Here is a 16,430-nt window from a genome sequence, read left to right as displayed (position 1 = left end):
GTCAGGGTGCTGAGTCTGTGGTATGTGCATACCGTCGAGACGAAGCGAACATGCCGGGTTCCAAGCGCGAAGTAGAAAATGCGCGTGAAGAAGGTGTGCAGTTCATGTTTAACCGCCAGCCTGTTGAGGTAGTCGGTGAGAACGGTCAGGTAACCGGCATCAAAGTGGTTTCAACCCAGATGGGTGAACCCGATGAGAACGGTCGCCGTCGCGCAGAAGTCGTTGCGGGATCTGAAGAGATTCTGCCTGCTGATGCTATTTTGGTGGCATTTGGTTTCCGTCCAAGTCCGGCACCTTGGTTTGCTGACTTTGGTATCGAACTTCACGAAGATGGTCGCGTCAAAGCCCCGGAAGCGGGTAGCTTTGCTTTCCAGACAACGAATCCAAAAGTGTTTGCCGGTGGCGACATGGTGCGTGGTTCTGATCTGGTGGTAACGGCGATTTTTGAAGGTCGTACAGCGGCAGAAGGCATTCTGGATTACCTGGAAGTCTGATCTGAGCTTGTACTAAAAAAGGCCGCTGATTGCGGCCTTTTTTATAGCGAACAAACAACTGATCGAAGCGTTGATCTGCTTCAGAAACCTATGCTCAAGTTGCAGCGCATTTATGCTGTGAAGTAAGTAGAATAGGTGCATTCGAATTTCTTAACTCTTGTGTATGGCTGACAAAATGGCTGAATTGAAAAACGATCGTTTTTTGCGTGCATTGCTGGGTGAACCAGTTGATGCAACCCCGGTTTGGATGATGCGTCAGGCTGGGCGCTATCTGCCAGAATATCGCGCAACCCGCGCTCAGGCCGGTGATTTTCTGAGCTTGTGTAAAAACAGAGAGCTGGCGTGCGAAGTGACCATTCAGCCGCTGGAGCGCTACGAATTGGATGCGGCGATCCTGTTTTCAGACATTCTGACCATTCCTGATGCGATGGGACTGGGTCTGTATTTTGAAGTCGGTGAAGGTCCGCGCTTTAAGAAAATCATCCGTACGGAACAGGATGTTGCTGACCTGCCGGTGCCGGATTCAGCATCGGATCTGGATTATGTGATGAACGCGGTAAAAACAATCCGTTCAGAACTGAACGGTCGTGTGCCACTGATAGGCTTCTCTGGCAGCCCCTGGACGCTGGCAACCTATATGGTTGAAGGCGGTTCCAGCAAGGATTTCCGTCACATCAAGAAGATGATGTATGCAACGCCGGAAATCCTGCATGAACTGTTGAATAAGCTGGCGCTGTCAGTGACGGACTACCTGAATGAGCAGATTCGTTCTGGTGCTCAGGCCGTTCAGATCTTTGATACTTGGGGTGGTGTGTTGAGCGGTCCGATGTACCGTGAGTTCTCCCTCAAGTACATGCAGCAGATCGTTTCCGGTTTGATCCGTGAACACGATGGTCGTAAAGTACCGGTAATCATGTTCACCAAAAACGGTGGTCAGTGGCTGGAGCATATTGCTGATGCCGGTGCCGACGCGCTGGGTCTGGACTGGACCACTGATATCGGTAACGCGCGTAGTCGTGTGGGTGATCGTGTCGCCCTGCAAGGCAACATGGATCCAAGTGTTCTGTACGCACCGGAAGCACGTATCCGTGAAGAGGTCGGCAATATTCTGGCTTCATACGGTAGCGGCAGTGGCCACGTATTCAACCTGGGTCACGGTATCCACCAGTTTGTGGATCCGGCGGCACCAAAAGTCTTTGTGGATGCAGTCCACGAGCTGAGCGCCAAGTACCATGAGGCGCAGAACGGCTAAATAACAATATAAAATAAAGGGACTTAACGGTCCCTTTTTTGAAGGCGGAGCATACCGTCTCGGGCGTACCAAGCCCTTTAATTTGGATAGAGTTAAGTTTAGAAAGATATGAAACCACTAACGTCTTTACTTGAAAGTAACCGCGATTGGGCTGAAAAGATCAGTCAGAATGACCCACAATTCTTTGAGACGCTGGCGCAGCAGCAAGCTCCGGAATATCTGTGGATAGGCTGTTCTGACAGCCGCGTACCCGCCAACGAAATTGTTGGCAGGTTGCCGGGTGAGCTGTTTGTTCACCGTAACGTTGCGAATGTCGTGGTACACACCGATATGAACTGCTTGTCGGTCGTTCAATATGCAGTACAGGTACTGAAGGTCAAACACATCATGGTGGTGGGGCACTACGGTTGTGGTGGAGTGCAGGCGTCGATTGATCCTGCACCGCATGGCATGATCGATAACTGGTTGCGTAACATCCGCAATGTGTACAACAAGCATAAGGGGCTGTTGTCTGCTTGGTCGGACTCACCCAAGGAGCACTTGGATCGTCTCTGTGAGTTGAATGTGATCGAGCAGGCGCTAAATGTCTGTGAAACCACCATCGTGCAGGAGGCTTGGGCAAACGGTCAGGAACTGAATGTACACGGTTGGGTGTACGGTCTTAATGACGGCCTGATCAACGATCTGGAGTTCAACGCCAGCAGTCCTGTCGAAGTGGAAGAGCAATACCGTGTGGCGCTGCGTAAGATCGAGCTGCTGGGCGATATGATGAAGAAGGATGCAGATGAAGAAACGGACGCCAAAAGCGCCCGTTCCCTGTGGGGTAAGTTGAATCAGCTGTTCCGCTGATTACTTAACCGCTGCCAGCGCCTGTTCCAGATCTGCCAGCAGATCATCGATATGTTCGATGCCCACGGACAGGCGCACCATTTCCGGAGATACGCCCGCAGAAGCCAGCTCCTCATCGTTCAACTGACGGTGAGTGGTTTCAGCCGGAATCGATGCCAGTGACTTACAGTCACCAATGTTCACCAGACGGGTGAAGATCTGCAGTGCATCATAGAACTGACGTGTTGCTTCACGTCCGCCTTTCAGGCCGAAGCTCAGAATGCCGGAAGCGTTTCCGTTCATGTATTTCTGCGCCAGAGCGTAGTCTGGATGACTTTTCAGGCCCGCGTATTTCACCCAGGCAACAGAATCTTGGTTTTCCAGATACTGAGCAACTTTCTGAGTGTTTTCGTTAATGCGTTCCATACGCAGCGACAGCGTTTCGATACCCTGAATCAACAAAAACGCATTCATTGGTGCAAGTGCCGCACCCATGTTACGTAGAGGCACTACACGGCAGCGGCCGATAAATGCAGCAGGACCAAAGGCTTCAGTGTAAACCACACCGTGGTAAGACACGTCTGGGGTGTTCAGCAGAGGGAAGCGATCAGCGTTATCAGCCCAGGGGAATTTACCAGAGTCTACGATGACACCTCCCAGTGAGTTGCCGTGGCCACCGATATATTTAGTCGCGGCGTGAACAACAATATCTGCACCTTGTTCGATTGGGCGCCACATCGCAGGGCTCGGTACGGTGTTATCCACAATCAGCGGCACGCCATGACGGTGTGCAATTTCTGCCAGCTTTTCGATATCCGCGATACCGCCGGAAGGGTTTCCGACTGATTCGCAGTAAACCGCTTTGGTTTTGTCGTCGATCTTGCTCTCGATCTCAGCAAAGTCATCTTTGTTGGCAAAGCGTACTTCGATACCCTGGCGTGGCAGTGTATGAGCGAAGAGGTTGTAGGTGCCACCGTACAACTCGGAGGTAGAAACAATGTTGTCACCCACTTCAACAATAGTCTGAATGGTGTAGGTGATGGCTGCCATACCGGATGCAACGGCCAGTGCTGCTACGCCGCCTTCCATCTCTGCGACACGCTTTTCCAGCACATCCGTGGTTGGGTTCATGATACGGGTATAGATGTTACCTGCCACTTTCAGGTCAAACAGGTCGGCACCGTGTTGTGCATCATCAAACGCGTAGGAGGTGGTTTGGTAGACCGGTACAGCCACTGCTTTAGTGGTTGGGTCTGGTTCAAAACCGCCGTGTACGGCAATGGTTTCCAATTTCATCACTTCTATCCTCAGGCCGGTCTGAAGACCAGCTCATTGTTATATCGTTATGCGGTCCATCGATTGTAATTGCTGCGTTCTATAAATAAAGAAGACTTTCCGCCGAAGTCATGCATTTTGTAGAATGTGCGGTTCATCTACCTGATCGGAGAACGGCATGGCCCGGCAAAAAACAGCGTACGTATGTAATGACTGCGGCGCGGATTACAGTAAATGGCAGGGCCAGTGTACCGCCTGTAATGCCTGGAATACCTTGACCGAAGTCCGTTTATCCAGTGCCAGTGGGGGTACGGCGTCGCGCAACGTCCGTTTCGACGGTTATGCCGGCGGTGCGGGGCAGCAGAAGAAAGTGGTCAGTCTGTCTGAGGTAAACCTAGAGGAGATGCCGCGTTTTTCCACCGCATCGGTTGAATTGGACCGTGTGCTCGGTGGTGGCTTAGTACCGGGCTCCGCCATTTTGATTGGCGGTCATCCAGGCGCCGGTAAAAGTACCTTGTTGCTGCAAACGATGTGTCATCTGGCGGCACAAATGCCCGCACTCTATGTGACGGGTGAGGAATCCCTGCAGCAGGTTGCACTGCGAGCCAATCGTTTAGGGCTACCCACTGACCAGCTGAAGATGTTATCCGAGACTTCGGTTGAGCAGATCTGCACAACGGCGGATCAGATCAAACCCAAGCTGATGGTGATCGATTCCATTCAGGTTATGCATGTGGCTGATGTCAGTTCCGCGCCGGGGTCTGTCTCTCAAGTACGAGAAGGTGCTGCGTATTTGACGCGCTATGCAAAGCAGACAGGTACGGTGTTGTTTCTGGTAGGACACGTCACGAAAGATGGATCGCTGGCGGGACCTAAGGTGCTGGAGCATATGATCGATTGTTCGCTCCAGCTGGAAGGCTCCTCGGATTCCCGTTTCCGCACATTACGCTCCCATAAAAACCGCTTTGGCGCCGTGAATGAGTTGGGTGTGTTTGCTATGTTGGAAAACGGCCTGAAGGAAGTACGTAACCCAAGCTCAATATTCCTGCAGCAATCGGAGAATCCCAGTCCGGGCAGTGTGGTGATGGTGGTGTGGGAAGGCACGCGCCCGCTACTGGTAGAAATACAGGCGTTGGTGGATGAGTCTCACGTTAACAATCCACGTCGTGTGGCGGTGGGTCTTGAGCAAAACCGTCTGGCGATGTTGCTGGCAGTATTGAACCGTCATGGAGGCTTGATGACCGGGGATCAGGATGTGTTTGTCAATGTGGTGGGGGGCGTGAAAGTGCTCGAAACCGGAGCGGATCTGGCGTTGTTACTGGCGGTAGTGTCTAGTTTTCGCGACCGGGCACTGCCGCAGGATTTGATGACATTCGGTGAGGTCGGGCTGTCGGGAGAGATCCGCCCGGTCCCTAATGGTCAGGAGCGAATTCGCGAAGCGGCTAAACATGGTTTCCGTCGCGCGATTGTGCCTAAAGCCAATGTACCTAAAGACCGTCTGAACGGAATGGAAGTGGTCGGTGTAACCTGCCTGTCAGAAGCCTTGGATGCCATCTGACAGGAGATACTACTTCTTTAAATAACCACGGTTAATGGCTGTTTGGGATCAGGTGTTCCAGTTCACGCTCAAACAGCTTCTCATCACCTAGATTTAATTCAACCAAGCGGTGCAGGTGGGTCGCACTGTCGATATCCAGGTTCTCCATGCGGAAACCGTAGTGATCATCGCGGCGGTGAGCCAGTTCGACAGGTATTTTCAGCAGATTATCGCCAAGATGAATCTGTACTTCAGCCGTTTCCCCTTGTGTGACCGGTAGAGGAGACTCTGACTGGATCAGCATGCCATTGAATGAAATATCAACGAGCTGTACAGCTTGCTGTTTACCTTGATAACACACCTCAGTTTGAGCATCAAAATGGATGCGCGTAAAGCGGCGGCGTTCATCGGAAGTATCGTTGACAGTCACAGTCTATTCCTTGTCGTTGTCGGGTTCTCTCATATTAGCATCATATTTTATGGCGCAGGTAGTTGGGCGCACACAACAGGTTCAGGAACGTGATGTGGATGTGTAGAGCAGAGTGTTGTAAGCAGTTGCGGTCACTTTGATTAAAGACAAAATCAAGCCAACAAAGTGAGGTTTTAGTGATCTTTCGTTTGCGAATTCGCTGGGTTGTTTGAGGTTTCTTGTTGTATTGAAATTAAACGCAGAATATGTGCGCTTTAGTGTTTTTTAAACAGTGCTTACTCCACCTAGATGGTTCTATTTATCCCGCCTTTATAGTGCTGAATACACAGCGTCAGTTTAATTTTTGGTTTTATTTGTATTTATTTCTGTTATTCAGTTTCGTTTCAGTAAGTGGATATATTATTGATCTCAACTTCAACGGGAAACGAGGACATCACAATGAAAACTTTAACTTCTGCAATCGCTCTGGGACTGGTTTTGGCATCAAGTGCAGTATCTGCGTCGAGCTACTACGAACTGTCAGCCAAGGAAGCAAACTTTGCAGCAGGCACGAGCTTCTCCAGCACTGTAGACCTGTCAGGTAACAATACCGCTCAGGCATTTGATCAGGCAGATTTAAGTGCGGTGGTTCAAGGCGGTACTTTTAATTATGACGCTGAATTGTATCGTGGTAATTAATTAGAAGTGTGAGTTTTATAAATAAAAGCCGTATTGGTTGATGCGGTTTTAATGGCTGATAGTGGAAGGGATTAGTTGTTTTTTATAAATAATGGTTTTGTATATTTTTAGATCTTAAGAGTATATAGAAAGTTTTCCAATTTCAGTTTCGTTTCATTCTGGTTTCATAGTATTTAATTCAAGATTAACGACATGTAATACGAGAGGGTATCATCATGAAAGCATTAACAACTGCAATGGCTCTTGGTCTGGTATTGGTTTCAGGTTCTGCAATGGCTGCAAGCTACTATGAGCTATCTGATACTGAGCGCAATTACGCAAACGGAACGCAGCTGCGTGCGGCTACCCACTATCTGGACCGTAGCGAATTCGTGGACTATAGCCAGAGTGCTGAAGACACCGGTAATGCAGCTCAGTCACACATCTACAACACGGATATTTATCAGGGTAACTGATAGTACTGCTGCTACAGGGCGTAATGGAGTATAAGTGTGGAGTCGTAGCGAGGTAGATACGTGAAGATTAAATACAGTACTAGTACTAAAGAAAAAGGGCGCATCGATAATGCGCCCTTTTTTCGTTTAATACCCTAAATTAGCGATCAGACATCCGCTTGTACTTGATGCGCTCAGGCTGGTGCTCTTTGCCGTGACGGCGCTTGTAGTCTTCCTGGAACTCGGTGTAGTTACCTTCGAAGAACTCAACGTTGGAATCACCTTCATACGCCAGCATGTGAGTACAAATGCGGTCCAGGAACCAACGGTCATGCGAGATCACAACGGCACAACCCGGGAACGCCAATAGCGCTTCCTCAAGTGCACGCAGGGTTTCGATATCCAGGTCGTTGGTTGGCTCATCAAGTAGCAGTACGTTGCCGCCTTCTTTCAGCAGCTTCGCCATGTGCAGGCGGTTGCGTTCACCTCCGGACAGGTCTTTAACAAACTTTTGCTGGTCACCGCCCTTGAAGTTAAAGCGACCGCAGTAGGCACGGGACGATGTGGTGTAGTTACCCACCACGATGTTGTCCTGACCGTCAGAGAGCTCTTCAAAGACAGTTTTATCGCCGTTCAGGTCACGGTTCTGGTTAACGTATGCCAGCTCCACGGTAGAACCCAGCTCGATGGTGCCGGTGTCCGGCGTTTCTTCGCCCGAGATCATCTTGAACAGTGTAGATTTACCCGCACCGTTACCACCGATGATACCGACGATTGCGCCCTGAGGAATGGAGAAGCTCAGATTTTCGAACAGCACTTTATCGCCAAATGCTTTGGAGATGTTGTTGGCTTCGATAACCTTGTCGCCCAGACGTGGCCCTGGTGGAATGTAGATTTCCTGGGTTTCGTTGCGAGTCTGGAACTCTTTGGACTGCATCTCTTCGAACTGTTTCAGACGTGCCTTGGATTTAGACTGACGGCCCTTCTGACCCTGCTTAACCCACTCAAGCTCGGAGGCCACAGACTTGCGGTGCGCCGCTTCCTGTTTTGCTTCCATCTCTAGGCGCTGTTCTTTCTGTTCCAGCCAGGAGGAGTAGTTGCCTTCGTAAGGAATGCCGCGCCCGCGGTCCAGTTCCAGAATCCAGCCCGCAGCATTGTCGAGGAAGTAACGGTCGTGGGTGATTGCTACCACTGTACCCGGGTACTCCTGCAGGAAACGCTCAATCCAAGCAACAGATTCCGCATCCAGGTGGTTGGTCGGCTCGTCGAGCAGCAACATATCGGGCTTGTCTAGCAACAAGCGGCACAAGGCAACACGACGACGCTCACCACCGGACAGGTGTTCAACCTTTGCATCCCATGCTGGCAGACGCATTGCATCGGCAGCGCGTTCCAGTGCTGTTTCCAGGTTGTGGCCGTCTTTTGCCTCAATCAGGTTTTCAAAGTGAGCCTGTTTCTTTGCCAGTTCGTCAAAGTCTGCATCAGGTTCGGCATAAGCCGCGTATACCGCGTCCAGGCCTGCCAGTGCTTCTTTAACGTCTGCTACGGATTCTTCAACCACTTCGCGGACGGTTTTGCTTTCGTCCAGCTGAGGTTCCTGCTCCAGGTAGCCCACATTGATACCCGGCATCGGGCGAGCTTCGCCAATGTACTCCTGGTCTACGCCGGCCATGATGCGCAGCAGTGTGGATTTACCCGCACCGTTCAGACCCAGTACGCCGATTTTGGCGCCTGGGAAGAAAGAGAGGGAGATGTCTTTAAGGATTTCACGTTTTGGCGGAACAATTTTGCCAACGCGATCCATGGAATAAACGTACTGTGCCATGCGCTCAGAACCTGTGTGTGAATCAAGATGCAGGAATTTTAAACGATTGCAGCTATCAAACGCCAACCTGATGCGGGTCAAATCTCTAATCTGGCAGTAATAATTTATCGGACTAAGCTCAAACTAGGAGTGGTTAAATAATGTACAGCCAATTTGGAGGATAATAAGATGAAAGAGATGACTCCTTTTAACAGCCTGTTTGATGATGCGTTTTTTAATGACTTCTTCCGGCAGCGCAGAGGTAGTGGTGACCAGATGCCCGCCATTGATGTGCAGGAGGATAGTGAGTGCTATCACATCAAAGCCGATCTTCCGGGTGTTGATAAGGATGATATCAAGGTCACTCTGGAGAATGGTGTACTGAGTGTAACTGCTGAAACACATAAAGAGGATTCGGAAGAAAAAGAGGGACGGGTTATCCGACGTGAACGTCATATTGGACGTTACCGTCGTTCGATGTCCGTTGGCAGAGATATTGATGCGGACGCGATCAAGGCCTCGTTCGAAAATGGGGTACTGGCGCTGGATCTGCCCAAGCTGGAAACGCGATTGCCGGAAAGTACGCGTATCAGTATCGAATAGATCGCAGGCAACGTTGCAAAAGCCCCGTCAGAGCACGGGGTTTTTGGTATAGGGCTAAATGAATTTGGCTGATGAAATTTTGAGCCTGTTTCAAGTGCCGAGGCTGAGATGTTCGGTTATAATGCGCGTTTTCCAAAAAGCTGTATCAGGTTGTCCCGGACCCACCGGTATCCGACACTGCACCGTCGCCGCAGCCTGACGCTTTCATTCCTAGTCTAGGGGACAGTCACACCATGTTTAGCAAAGATATGTCGATCGCTGATTTTGACGCTGACCTATGGTCTGCAATGCAGTCAGAAGCTACTCGTCAGGAGGAGCACATCGAGCTTATCGCTTCAGAGAACTACACCAGTCCACGTGTTATGCAGGCACAGGGTTCTGTGCTGACTAACAAATACGCGGAAGGCTACCCGAATAAGCGTTACTACGGTGGTTGTGAATACGTTGATGTAGTTGAGCAGCTGGCAATTGATCGCGCTTGTGAGCTGTTTGGTGCGACTTTCGCAAACGTCCAGCCGCACTCTGGATCTCAGGCTAACGCGGCTGTATATATGGCGTTGTGTAAGCCGGGCGACACAGTATTGGGCATGAGCCTGGCACATGGTGGTCACCTGACCCACGGTGCGAGCGTATCTTTCTCCGGTCGTATCTACAATGCAGTGCAGTACGGTTTGAATGCTGAGACTGGCGAGATTGATTACGACGAAGTTGAGCGTCTGGCGGTTGAACACAAACCGACCATGATCGTAGCGGGTTTCTCTGCATACTCTCGTGTGGTTGATTGGCAGCGTTTCCGTGACATTGCGGACAAAGTAGGCGCTTACCTGTTTGTCGATATGGCACACATTGCCGGTCTGGTTGCGGCAGGTGTATACCCAAGCCCAGTGGGTGTTGCAGATGTTGTAACCACAACGACTCACAAAACCTTGGGCGGCCCACGTGGCGGTCTGATTATCTCTGCCCGTGCGGATGAAGATCTGCAGAAGAAACTGAATTTCGCCGTTTTCCCTGAGTCTCAGGGTGGTCCTTTGATGCACGTAATCGCAGCAAAAGCGGTTTGCTTTAAAGAAGCGCTGGAAGATGAGTGGAAAGCGTACCAGGCACAGGTTGTGAAAAATGCTCAGGCGATGGCTGAAGCGTTCATCGCACGTGGTATCAACATTGTATCCGGCGGTACTGACGATCACCTGTTCCTGGTTGACCTGATCGACAAGGATATTACCGGTAAAGATGCAGATGCGGCTTTGGGTCGTGCAAACATCACCGTTAACAAAAACTCTGTACCTAATGATCCACGCTCTCCGTTTGTTACCTCTGGTCTGCGTATCGGTTCTCCGGCAATCACCCGTCGCGGTTTTAAAGAAGCGGAAGCGGTACAGCTGACCAACTGGATCTGCGATGTGCTTGATGACATCAATAGCGAAGAGACTATTGCAAACGTTAAAGCGCAGGTGAAAGACCTGTGTGCACGCTACCCGGTCTACAAGTAATACCGGAAAGCCTGTACAATCCCGGGGCGGCTAATTAGCCGCCCTTTTTATTTGGGTAAAAGGTTCTGCTTACCCTCGCTCTTTTTGACAGGAAACGGCCATGCATTGTCCATTTTGTGCTGCGAACGAAACTAAGGTTGTAGATTCCCGTTTGGTTGCTGAAGGCCAGCAGGTCCGCCGTCGTCGCGAATGCATCCACTGTCACGAGCGTTTTACCACCTATGAAGCTGCTGAGCTTTTGATGCCACGTGTGATCAAAGCTGACGGCTCCCGCCAGCCGTTTGATGAAGATAAACTGCGCGCGGGTATCCATCGGGCCCTGGAAAAGCGGCCTGTCTCTATGGAGGAATTTGAAGCCTCCATCAATCGCATTAAGCACTGTCTTCGTGCTGCCGGGGAGCGTGAGTTACCGTCCCGTCAGGTGGGTGAAGAGGTGATGTCTGAACTGCGTAAACTGGACGAAGTGGCTTACGTGCGTTTTGCTTCTGTGTATCGAAGCTTTCAGGATATTAACGAATTTAAAGAAGAGATCGACCGTCTCTCCGCTGATCATCACGAAGGCACCGGAGAGCAGTAATGGCGTCGTTCTCTGAACAAGATCGCTGTTGGATGGCGCGGGCGATTCAGCTTGCGGCGAAAGGGCGTTATACGACACACCCCAACCCACGTGTAGGTTGTGTGTTGGTACGTGACGGTGACATCGTCGGTGAAGGTTTTCACGTTCGGGCAGGCGAAGGTCATGCTGAAGTGAACGCACTACGAATGGCCGGTGATCGGGCCGTCGGTGCGACGGCGTATGTCACTCTGGAGCCTTGCAGCCATCATGGTAAAACCCCGCCGTGTGCTGAGGCACTGGTTCAGGCTCGTGTAGCCCGTGTCGTGTCCGCGATGGTAGATCCAAACCCTCAAGTTGCCGGGCGTGGTATTAAACGGTTGCGGAACGCTGGAATTGAAGCCTCTTCTGGGTTGCTTGAAACCGAAGCGAAAGCGCTGAATCCGGGTTTTATAAAACGGATGGAGCAGGGGCTTCCATACATACGGGTTAAAACTGCTAGCAGTCTGGACGGACGTACCGCTATGCAAAGCGGTGAGTCCCAGTGGATTACCGGTGCTGCCGCGCGCAGTGATGTACAGCGCTTGCGGGCGCAAAGCTCAGTGATTGTGACCGGTGTTGATTCAATTCTACACGATGATTCCTCCCTGACTGTGCGTGCGGACGAATTGCAGTTGGATAACGCGGCTGAAATCGTGCAGAAACAACCCCTGCGAGTGGTGCTGGACAGCCAGCTACGGATGCCGTTGAATGCTAAAATCCTGAGGCAGCCCGGACGCACGTTGATTGCGACCGTCAGTCATGACGCCGGGAAAACGGGTGCGCTAATACAGGCTGGTGCTGAGGTTGTGCAGTTGTCTGCAGTGCAGGGCCACGTATCGATCCAAGCACTGCTGGAGCATCTTGTGGTGGCTGAACAGTGCAATGAACTGTTGGTCGAAACCGGTGCTAAGCTCGCGGGCGCGTTTATTCGTGCGGGTGTTGTTGATGAGCTGGTGGTTTATCAGGCGATGACCCTGATGGGGTCTGATGCCCGACCGATGTACGCGCTACCCTATGCGAAGATGGATGAGCAGATCCGCCTTCAATTGCTGGATAGCAGAATGCTGGGCGATGATCTGCGATTGAGTCTGCGTCCTGTTTATACTGAGAAGAGTTGATGTTTACTGGAATTATTGAGGCCATCGGCACCGTTGCCGCGATCGAAGAGCAGCAGGGCGATCTGCAATTGTATATTCGCACCGCAGATCTGGATTTAGGTGATGTAAAGCTGGGTGATAGTATCGCGGTGAATGGTGTCTGTTTGACGGCGATTGATCTGCCGGGTGATGGATTCTGGGCTGATGTATCCCGTGAAACGCTGATCCACACACGTTTTCCATCTCTGTCTGTTGGCGAGAGGGTTAATCTGGAAAAAGCCCTGATGCCCACCAGCCGTTTGGGTGGCCATATTGTGACCGGCCATGTGGATGGGTTAGGTGAAGTTGTTGATCGACGTGATGATGCGCGTTCTGTACGTTTTACAATCAAGGCGCCTGCTGCGCTGGGGCGTTACATTGCGGGTAAAGGTTCGATCACGGTAGATGGTACCAGCCTGACAGTTAATGCAGTGCAGGGTGATCAGTTTGAGCTCAATATTGTGCCGCATACGGTGCAGGAAACCATCATTGATCATTATGAGGCGGGCCAGCAGGTGCATCTGGAAGTTGATATTATTGCACGTTATCTGGAACGTATGATCGGTCACCGGGCTATGCCGGAAGAAGAACACAATACGGACAGCGGCGGGTTAACACTCGATAAGCTGGCTGAATTCGGATTTACGCGCCGCTAATGCGGACGAGACTTTTAAACCGCTGCGGCGGAAGAGATTTTTAGACCGCTTAGGCGGAAGAGACTAAGGCAATGAAACTGAACAGCACCCAGGAAATTATCGACGATATCCGTCAGGGCAAAATGGTTATCCTGATGGATGATGAAGACCGGGAGAACGAAGGTGATCTGGTCATCGCGGCTGAAATGGTGCGTCCTGAAGATATTAACTTCATGGCAACCCATGCACGCGGTCTGATCTGTCTGACTCTGACCCGTGGACACTGTGAAAAGCTGAACCTGCCATTGATGGTACAGAGCAACGGTGCACAGTTCTCTACCAACTTCACCATGTCCATCGAGGCGGCAACCGGCGTGACCACCGGTATTTCCGCAGCAGATCGTGCGCACACCGTACGCGTAGCGGTTAAAGACAGCGTGAAGCCGGAAGATATCGTACAGCCTGGCCATATCTTCCCATTGATGGCTCAGCCTGGTGGTGTTTTGAGCCGTGCAGGCCACACCGAAGCCGGTTGTGATCTGGCACGCTTGGCGGGTATGACACCTGCTGCAGCCATTGTCGAAATCATGAATGAAGACGGCACGATGGCGCGTCGCCCGGATCTGGAAAAGTTCGCTGAAAAGCACAACTTGAAGATCGGGACGATTGCAGATCTGATCCACTACCGTACGACAAATGAGCATACCGTAGAACGCGTCAGCGATGGCGTGCTGCCAACCGAGTTTGGCGATTTTAACTACATCACATACCGTGATGAAATTCAGGATTGCACTCACCTGGCATTGACGCTGGGTGATGTCGAGCCGGAAAACCCGACCATGGTGCGTGTACATATCCGTAGCGAAGTTATGCGTGATGTGGTGGCTGTCGCACCGGGTGGTGAGTTGAAGTGGACGGTGCGTAAAGCGCTGGAGCGTGTCGCTCAGGAAGGTAACGGTGTCGTGCTATTGCTGGATACCGGCGCCCGCATCGACTTAGGCGATGCGCTGGAAAACGTTCTGGCCGGCAAGAAAAAATCAAAAGTGGATGTGAGTTCTTCGGGTGCTTACCTGACGGTAGGTACTGGTTCTCAGATCCTGCGTGATCTGGGCGTACGCAAAATGCGTCTGCTCAGCTCGCCAATGAAATTTAATGCGATCTCCGGGTTTGATCTGGAGATTGAAGAATACATCCCTTGTGAAGAGTAAGCTGGATAAGAATCATGGCAGTTAAAACGTTTGAAGGCGATTTCATCAGCGGTAACGGCAATTACGCAATCGTAGTTGGTCGTTTCAACGCATTCGTGGTTGAGAGCCTGCTGGAAGGTGCACTGGATACGCTGAAGCGTCACGGTGTGGACGAAGACAATATTCGTGTTATCCGCGTGCCGGGTGCATTTGAGATCCCATTGGCAGTGAAGAAAATCGCTGCACAGGGTGATGTCGATGCAATCATCGCACTGGGTGCGGTTATTCGTGGAGGTACGCCTCACTTTGAGTACGTTTCTGGCGAAGCGTCTAAAGGTGTTGCGCAGGTATCTCTGGAGTACAACGTACCTGTAGCGAATGGCATTTTGACCGTAAATAGCATTGAACAGGCAGTTGAACGTTCTGGCACTAAGATGGGTAACAAAGGCGATGAAGCTGCCCTGTCTGCGCTGGAAATGGTTAGCCTGCTGCGTAAGCTCGAGGTTTAAGGCTAGATGAGCGACAACACTACGCCTAAATCGAACAAAAAAGCTTCCCTGACGGCTCAGCGCCGTTCCGCACGCAGCTTTGCGTTGCAGGCGCTGTATCAGTGGCAGTTAGCCGGTCAGCCGGTGAACGAGATTGACGCTCAGTTCCGTGTGGATAATGACATGCGTAACACTGATGTACGTCTTTTCTCTGAGTTGCTGATCGGTGTTGCCAGCCGTAAAAGCGAGCTGGATGAACGGTATAAGCCGTTTCTGGATCGTGAACTGAGCGAGCTGGATCCGGTAGAACTGACCGTCCTGCGTATTGGTGCATACGAGTTGATGCATCGTCTGGAAGTGCCTTACCGTGTGGCAATCAACGAAAGCGTTGAGCTGGCGAAGGTTTTCGGTGCCACCGAAAGTCATCGTTACGTAAACGGTATTCTGGACAAGCTTGCACAGCGTGTTCGTATGGCTGAGGTGAAAGCTAAAAGCTCCCGATGAGTACCTCGTCCCTCGGTGAGTTTGAACTGATCCGGCGTTACTTTGCAGAGGCATCCACCGATGCCTCTGTAGCGCTCGGGATCGGCGACGACTGCGCGCTGCTTATCCCTGCACCTGATGAAGCCATGGCTGTATCGATTGATACGCTGGTGGAAGGTACGCATTTCCTGTCGGGCACTGCACCAGAGCATCTGGCGACCCGCCTATTGGGGGCTTCGGTCAGTGATTTAGCGGCGATGGGCGCGAGACCTGCCTGGTTTACGTTGGCCCTGACGTTGCCAGAAGCGACCGAGGCATGGCTGGAACCATTTTCGACAAGTCTTATTGCTACTGCCAAGGCGCTGAATATACGTTTAGTGGGCGGTGATACGACCCGTGGACCATTGTCTTTATCTGCGCAAGTACATGGATTTGTGCCTGTGGATAAAGCCTTGCGTCGACAGGGTGCTGCAGTCGGGGATCTAGTCTGTGTGACCGGCACGCTCGGTGACAGTCGCGCTGGATTAGAAACCTTGTTGAATCAGGATCTGCAGAGTGCCAATGTCGACTATCTGCAAGCACGTTTCAATGCCCCAACACCTCGCCTGGAAACCGGTCTGGCGTTGCGCGGGATTGCTACGGCCTGTGTGGATATCTCCGATGGAGTGTTAGCTGATCTGGGCCACCTGTTGAACAACAGTGCCTTAGGGGCAGAGCTGAATATCGATGCACTGCCGTTATCGCCACAATTGCATGCCTATGCCGGCCTGAAACAAGCTCAGCAATGGGCATTAACCGGTGGTGAGGACTTTGAGCTCTGCTTTACGTGCCCTGCCTCCATGCAGGATACGTTGGCAGCACTTCCAGAACCGGTCTCGGTGATTGGGCAGATAAGTGCTGTACCGGGTATCCGTTTAGATGGTCAGCCGGTGAGTGGTGCCGGTGGGTATGACCACTTTGCCAAGGAATCATCATGAATGTAGTCCCTGCATCGGTCTGGCGAAATCCGGTCCATTTTCTCGCCTTTGGTCTGGGGAGCGGCGCCGCACCGTTCGCGCCGGGTACGTTTGGTACGCTGGCC

The 16,430-nt window shown here is 51.5% G+C and carries 18 protein-coding genes; 15 read left to right on the top strand and 3 right to left on the bottom strand.

Features of this window, described 5'->3' with window-relative positions; genetic code table 11:
- The 3 genes from ABYW01_RS03165 to can form a co-directional block, all read left to right on the top strand.
- On the top strand, window positions 1-494 hold a 494-nt coding region (locus ABYW01_RS03165; RefSeq protein WP_372831090.1), incomplete at its 5' end, for an FAD-dependent oxidoreductase.
- A 175-nt stretch (window positions 495-669) separates the two neighbouring features.
- On the top strand, window positions 670-1,746 hold the full coding sequence (hemE, locus tag ABYW01_RS03160) for a uroporphyrinogen decarboxylase (protein WP_193951416.1): 1,077 nt from the start codon (window positions 670-672) through the stop codon (window positions 1,744-1,746).
- A 108-nt stretch (window positions 1,747-1,854) separates the two neighbouring features.
- Window positions 1,855-2,595 (top strand): carbonate dehydratase, encoded by a 741-nt coding sequence (can, locus tag ABYW01_RS03155; protein ID WP_372831089.1) that lies wholly within the window; start codon window positions 1,855-1,857, stop codon window positions 2,593-2,595.
- Here the strand turns inward: can and ABYW01_RS03150 are convergent, their stop codons facing one another.
- On the bottom strand, window positions 2,596-3,870 hold the full coding sequence (locus tag ABYW01_RS03150) for an O-acetylhomoserine aminocarboxypropyltransferase/cysteine synthase family protein (protein ID WP_372831088.1): 1,275 nt from the start codon (window positions 3,868-3,870) through the stop codon (window positions 2,596-2,598).
- A gap of 157 nt (window positions 3,871-4,027) precedes the next feature.
- Between ABYW01_RS03150 and radA the strand changes: the two genes are divergently transcribed.
- The gene (radA, locus tag ABYW01_RS03145; RefSeq protein WP_372831087.1) at window positions 4,028-5,407 is read left to right on the top strand and encodes a DNA repair protein RadA; all 1,380 of its coding nucleotides are present in this window, start codon (window positions 4,028-4,030) and stop codon (window positions 5,405-5,407) included.
- 31 nt (window positions 5,408-5,438) lie between these two features.
- On the opposite strand, the gene ABYW01_RS03140 is transcribed toward radA, so the two are convergent.
- The gene (locus ABYW01_RS03140) at window positions 5,439-5,816 is read right to left on the bottom strand and encodes a PilZ domain-containing protein (RefSeq protein WP_372831086.1); all 378 of its coding nucleotides are present in this window, start codon (window positions 5,814-5,816) and stop codon (window positions 5,439-5,441) included.
- Between the two features lie 438 nt (window positions 5,817-6,254).
- On the opposite strand from ABYW01_RS03140, the gene ABYW01_RS03135 reads away from it, so the two are divergent.
- On the top strand, window positions 6,255-6,494 hold the full coding sequence (locus tag ABYW01_RS03135) for a hypothetical protein (protein WP_372831085.1): 240 nt from the start codon (window positions 6,255-6,257) through the stop codon (window positions 6,492-6,494).
- Between the two features lie 215 nt (window positions 6,495-6,709).
- Entirely contained in the window at window positions 6,710-6,949 is a 240-nt protein-coding gene (locus ABYW01_RS03130) for a hypothetical protein (RefSeq protein WP_372831084.1), read from the top strand.
- Between the two features lie 139 nt (window positions 6,950-7,088).
- Here ABYW01_RS03130 and ettA read toward each other — a convergent pair whose 3' ends face one another.
- The gene (ettA, locus tag ABYW01_RS03125) at window positions 7,089-8,753 is read right to left on the bottom strand and encodes an energy-dependent translational throttle protein EttA (protein ID WP_193951425.1); all 1,665 of its coding nucleotides are present in this window, start codon (window positions 8,751-8,753) and stop codon (window positions 7,089-7,091) included.
- A 168-nt stretch (window positions 8,754-8,921) separates the two neighbouring features.
- Between ettA and ABYW01_RS03120 the strand changes: the two genes are divergently transcribed.
- The 9 genes from ABYW01_RS03120 (at window position 8,922) to thiL (ending at window position 16,326) form a co-directional block, all read left to right on the top strand.
- Window positions 8,922-9,335: an Hsp20/alpha crystallin family protein gene (locus ABYW01_RS03120; RefSeq protein ID WP_372831083.1), complete on the top strand. Its 414-nt coding sequence runs from the start codon at window positions 8,922-8,924 to the stop codon at window positions 9,333-9,335.
- Between the two features lie 233 nt (window positions 9,336-9,568).
- Window positions 9,569-10,825: a serine hydroxymethyltransferase gene (gene glyA, locus ABYW01_RS03115; protein ID WP_193951427.1), complete on the top strand. Its 1,257-nt coding sequence runs from the start codon at window positions 9,569-9,571 to the stop codon at window positions 10,823-10,825.
- Window positions 10,826-10,925: 100 nt separating this feature from the next.
- Window positions 10,926-11,402 carry a transcriptional regulator NrdR gene (gene nrdR / locus ABYW01_RS03110; protein WP_372831082.1) on the top strand — a complete coding sequence of 159 codons (477 nt, stop codon included), beginning with the start codon at window positions 10,926-10,928 and terminating at the stop codon, window positions 11,400-11,402.
- Complete coding sequence (gene ribD / locus ABYW01_RS03105; protein WP_372831081.1) at window positions 11,402-12,538, top strand: bifunctional diaminohydroxyphosphoribosylaminopyrimidine deaminase/5-amino-6-(5-phosphoribosylamino)uracil reductase RibD; 1,137 nt, start codon at window positions 11,402-11,404, stop codon at window positions 12,536-12,538. Before nrdR ends, ribD begins: the two co-directional genes overlap by 1 nt.
- Window positions 12,538-13,212 carry a riboflavin synthase gene (locus ABYW01_RS03100; protein WP_372831080.1) on the top strand — a complete coding sequence of 225 codons (675 nt, stop codon included), beginning with the start codon at window positions 12,538-12,540 and terminating at the stop codon, window positions 13,210-13,212. Before ribD ends, ABYW01_RS03100 begins: the two co-directional genes overlap by 1 nt.
- A gap of 71 nt (window positions 13,213-13,283) precedes the next feature.
- The gene (gene ribBA / locus ABYW01_RS03095) at window positions 13,284-14,399 is read left to right on the top strand and encodes a bifunctional 3,4-dihydroxy-2-butanone-4-phosphate synthase/GTP cyclohydrolase II (RefSeq protein WP_193951431.1); all 1,116 of its coding nucleotides are present in this window, start codon (window positions 13,284-13,286) and stop codon (window positions 14,397-14,399) included.
- A gap of 14 nt (window positions 14,400-14,413) precedes the next feature.
- Window positions 14,414-14,887, top strand: coding sequence for a 6,7-dimethyl-8-ribityllumazine synthase (gene ribE, locus ABYW01_RS03090; RefSeq protein WP_372831079.1), 474 nt, complete (start codon window positions 14,414-14,416; stop codon window positions 14,885-14,887).
- Window positions 14,888-14,893: 6 nt separating this feature from the next.
- Complete coding sequence (nusB, locus tag ABYW01_RS03085; RefSeq protein ID WP_193951433.1) at window positions 14,894-15,370, top strand: transcription antitermination factor NusB; 477 nt, start codon at window positions 14,894-14,896, stop codon at window positions 15,368-15,370.
- On the top strand, window positions 15,367-16,326 hold the full coding sequence (thiL, locus tag ABYW01_RS03080) for a thiamine-phosphate kinase (RefSeq protein ID WP_372831078.1): 960 nt from the start codon (window positions 15,367-15,369) through the stop codon (window positions 16,324-16,326). Before nusB ends, thiL begins: the two co-directional genes overlap by 4 nt.
- Window positions 16,327-16,430 lie beyond the last annotated feature (104 nt).

The organism is Pontibacterium sp., assembly GCF_041587635.1.
GTDB lineage: Bacteria > Pseudomonadota > Gammaproteobacteria > Pseudomonadales > Balneatricaceae > Pontibacterium.
The sequence above is the reverse complement of the archived record's forward strand: the minus strand, read 5'-3'. Positions and strand labels throughout refer to the sequence as shown.

Excerpts from the sequence above, each read along its gene's own strand:
- nusB (WP_193951433.1), top strand. The coding sequence starts at position 14,894 with ATGAGCGACAACACTACGCCTAAATCGAACAAAAAAGCTTCCCTGACG.
- ribD (WP_372831081.1), top strand. The coding sequence starts at position 11,402 with ATGGCGTCGTTCTCTGAACAAGATCGCTGTTGGATGGCGCGGGCGATT.
- hemE (WP_193951416.1), top strand. The coding sequence starts at position 670 with ATGGCTGAATTGAAAAACGATCGTTTTTTGCGTGCATTGCTGGGTGAA.
- nrdR (WP_372831082.1), top strand. The coding sequence starts at position 10,926 with ATGCATTGTCCATTTTGTGCTGCGAACGAAACTAAGGTTGTAGATTCC.
- ABYW01_RS03120 (WP_372831083.1), top strand. The coding sequence starts at position 8,922 with ATGAAAGAGATGACTCCTTTTAACAGCCTGTTTGATGATGCGTTTTTT.
- can (WP_372831089.1), top strand. The coding sequence starts at position 1,855 with ATGAAACCACTAACGTCTTTACTTGAAAGTAACCGCGATTGGGCTGAA.
- ABYW01_RS03130 (WP_372831084.1), top strand. The coding sequence starts at position 6,710 with ATGAAAGCATTAACAACTGCAATGGCTCTTGGTCTGGTATTGGTTTCA.
- ettA (WP_193951425.1), bottom strand. The coding sequence starts at position 8,753 with ATGGCACAGTACGTTTATTCCATGGATCGCGTTGGCAAAATTGTTCCG.
- glyA (WP_193951427.1), top strand. The coding sequence starts at position 9,569 with ATGTTTAGCAAAGATATGTCGATCGCTGATTTTGACGCTGACCTATGG.
- thiL (WP_372831078.1), top strand. The coding sequence starts at position 15,367 with ATGAGTACCTCGTCCCTCGGTGAGTTTGAACTGATCCGGCGTTACTTT.
- ABYW01_RS03150 (WP_372831088.1), bottom strand. The coding sequence starts at position 3,870 with ATGAAATTGGAAACCATTGCCGTACACGGCGGTTTTGAACCAGACCCA.
- ribE (WP_372831079.1), top strand. The coding sequence starts at position 14,414 with ATGGCAGTTAAAACGTTTGAAGGCGATTTCATCAGCGGTAACGGCAAT.
- radA (WP_372831087.1), top strand. The coding sequence starts at position 4,028 with ATGGCCCGGCAAAAAACAGCGTACGTATGTAATGACTGCGGCGCGGAT.
- ABYW01_RS03100 (WP_372831080.1), top strand. The coding sequence starts at position 12,538 with ATGTTTACTGGAATTATTGAGGCCATCGGCACCGTTGCCGCGATCGAA.
- ribBA (WP_193951431.1), top strand. The coding sequence starts at position 13,284 with ATGAAACTGAACAGCACCCAGGAAATTATCGACGATATCCGTCAGGGC.
- ABYW01_RS03135 (WP_372831085.1), top strand. The coding sequence starts at position 6,255 with ATGAAAACTTTAACTTCTGCAATCGCTCTGGGACTGGTTTTGGCATCA.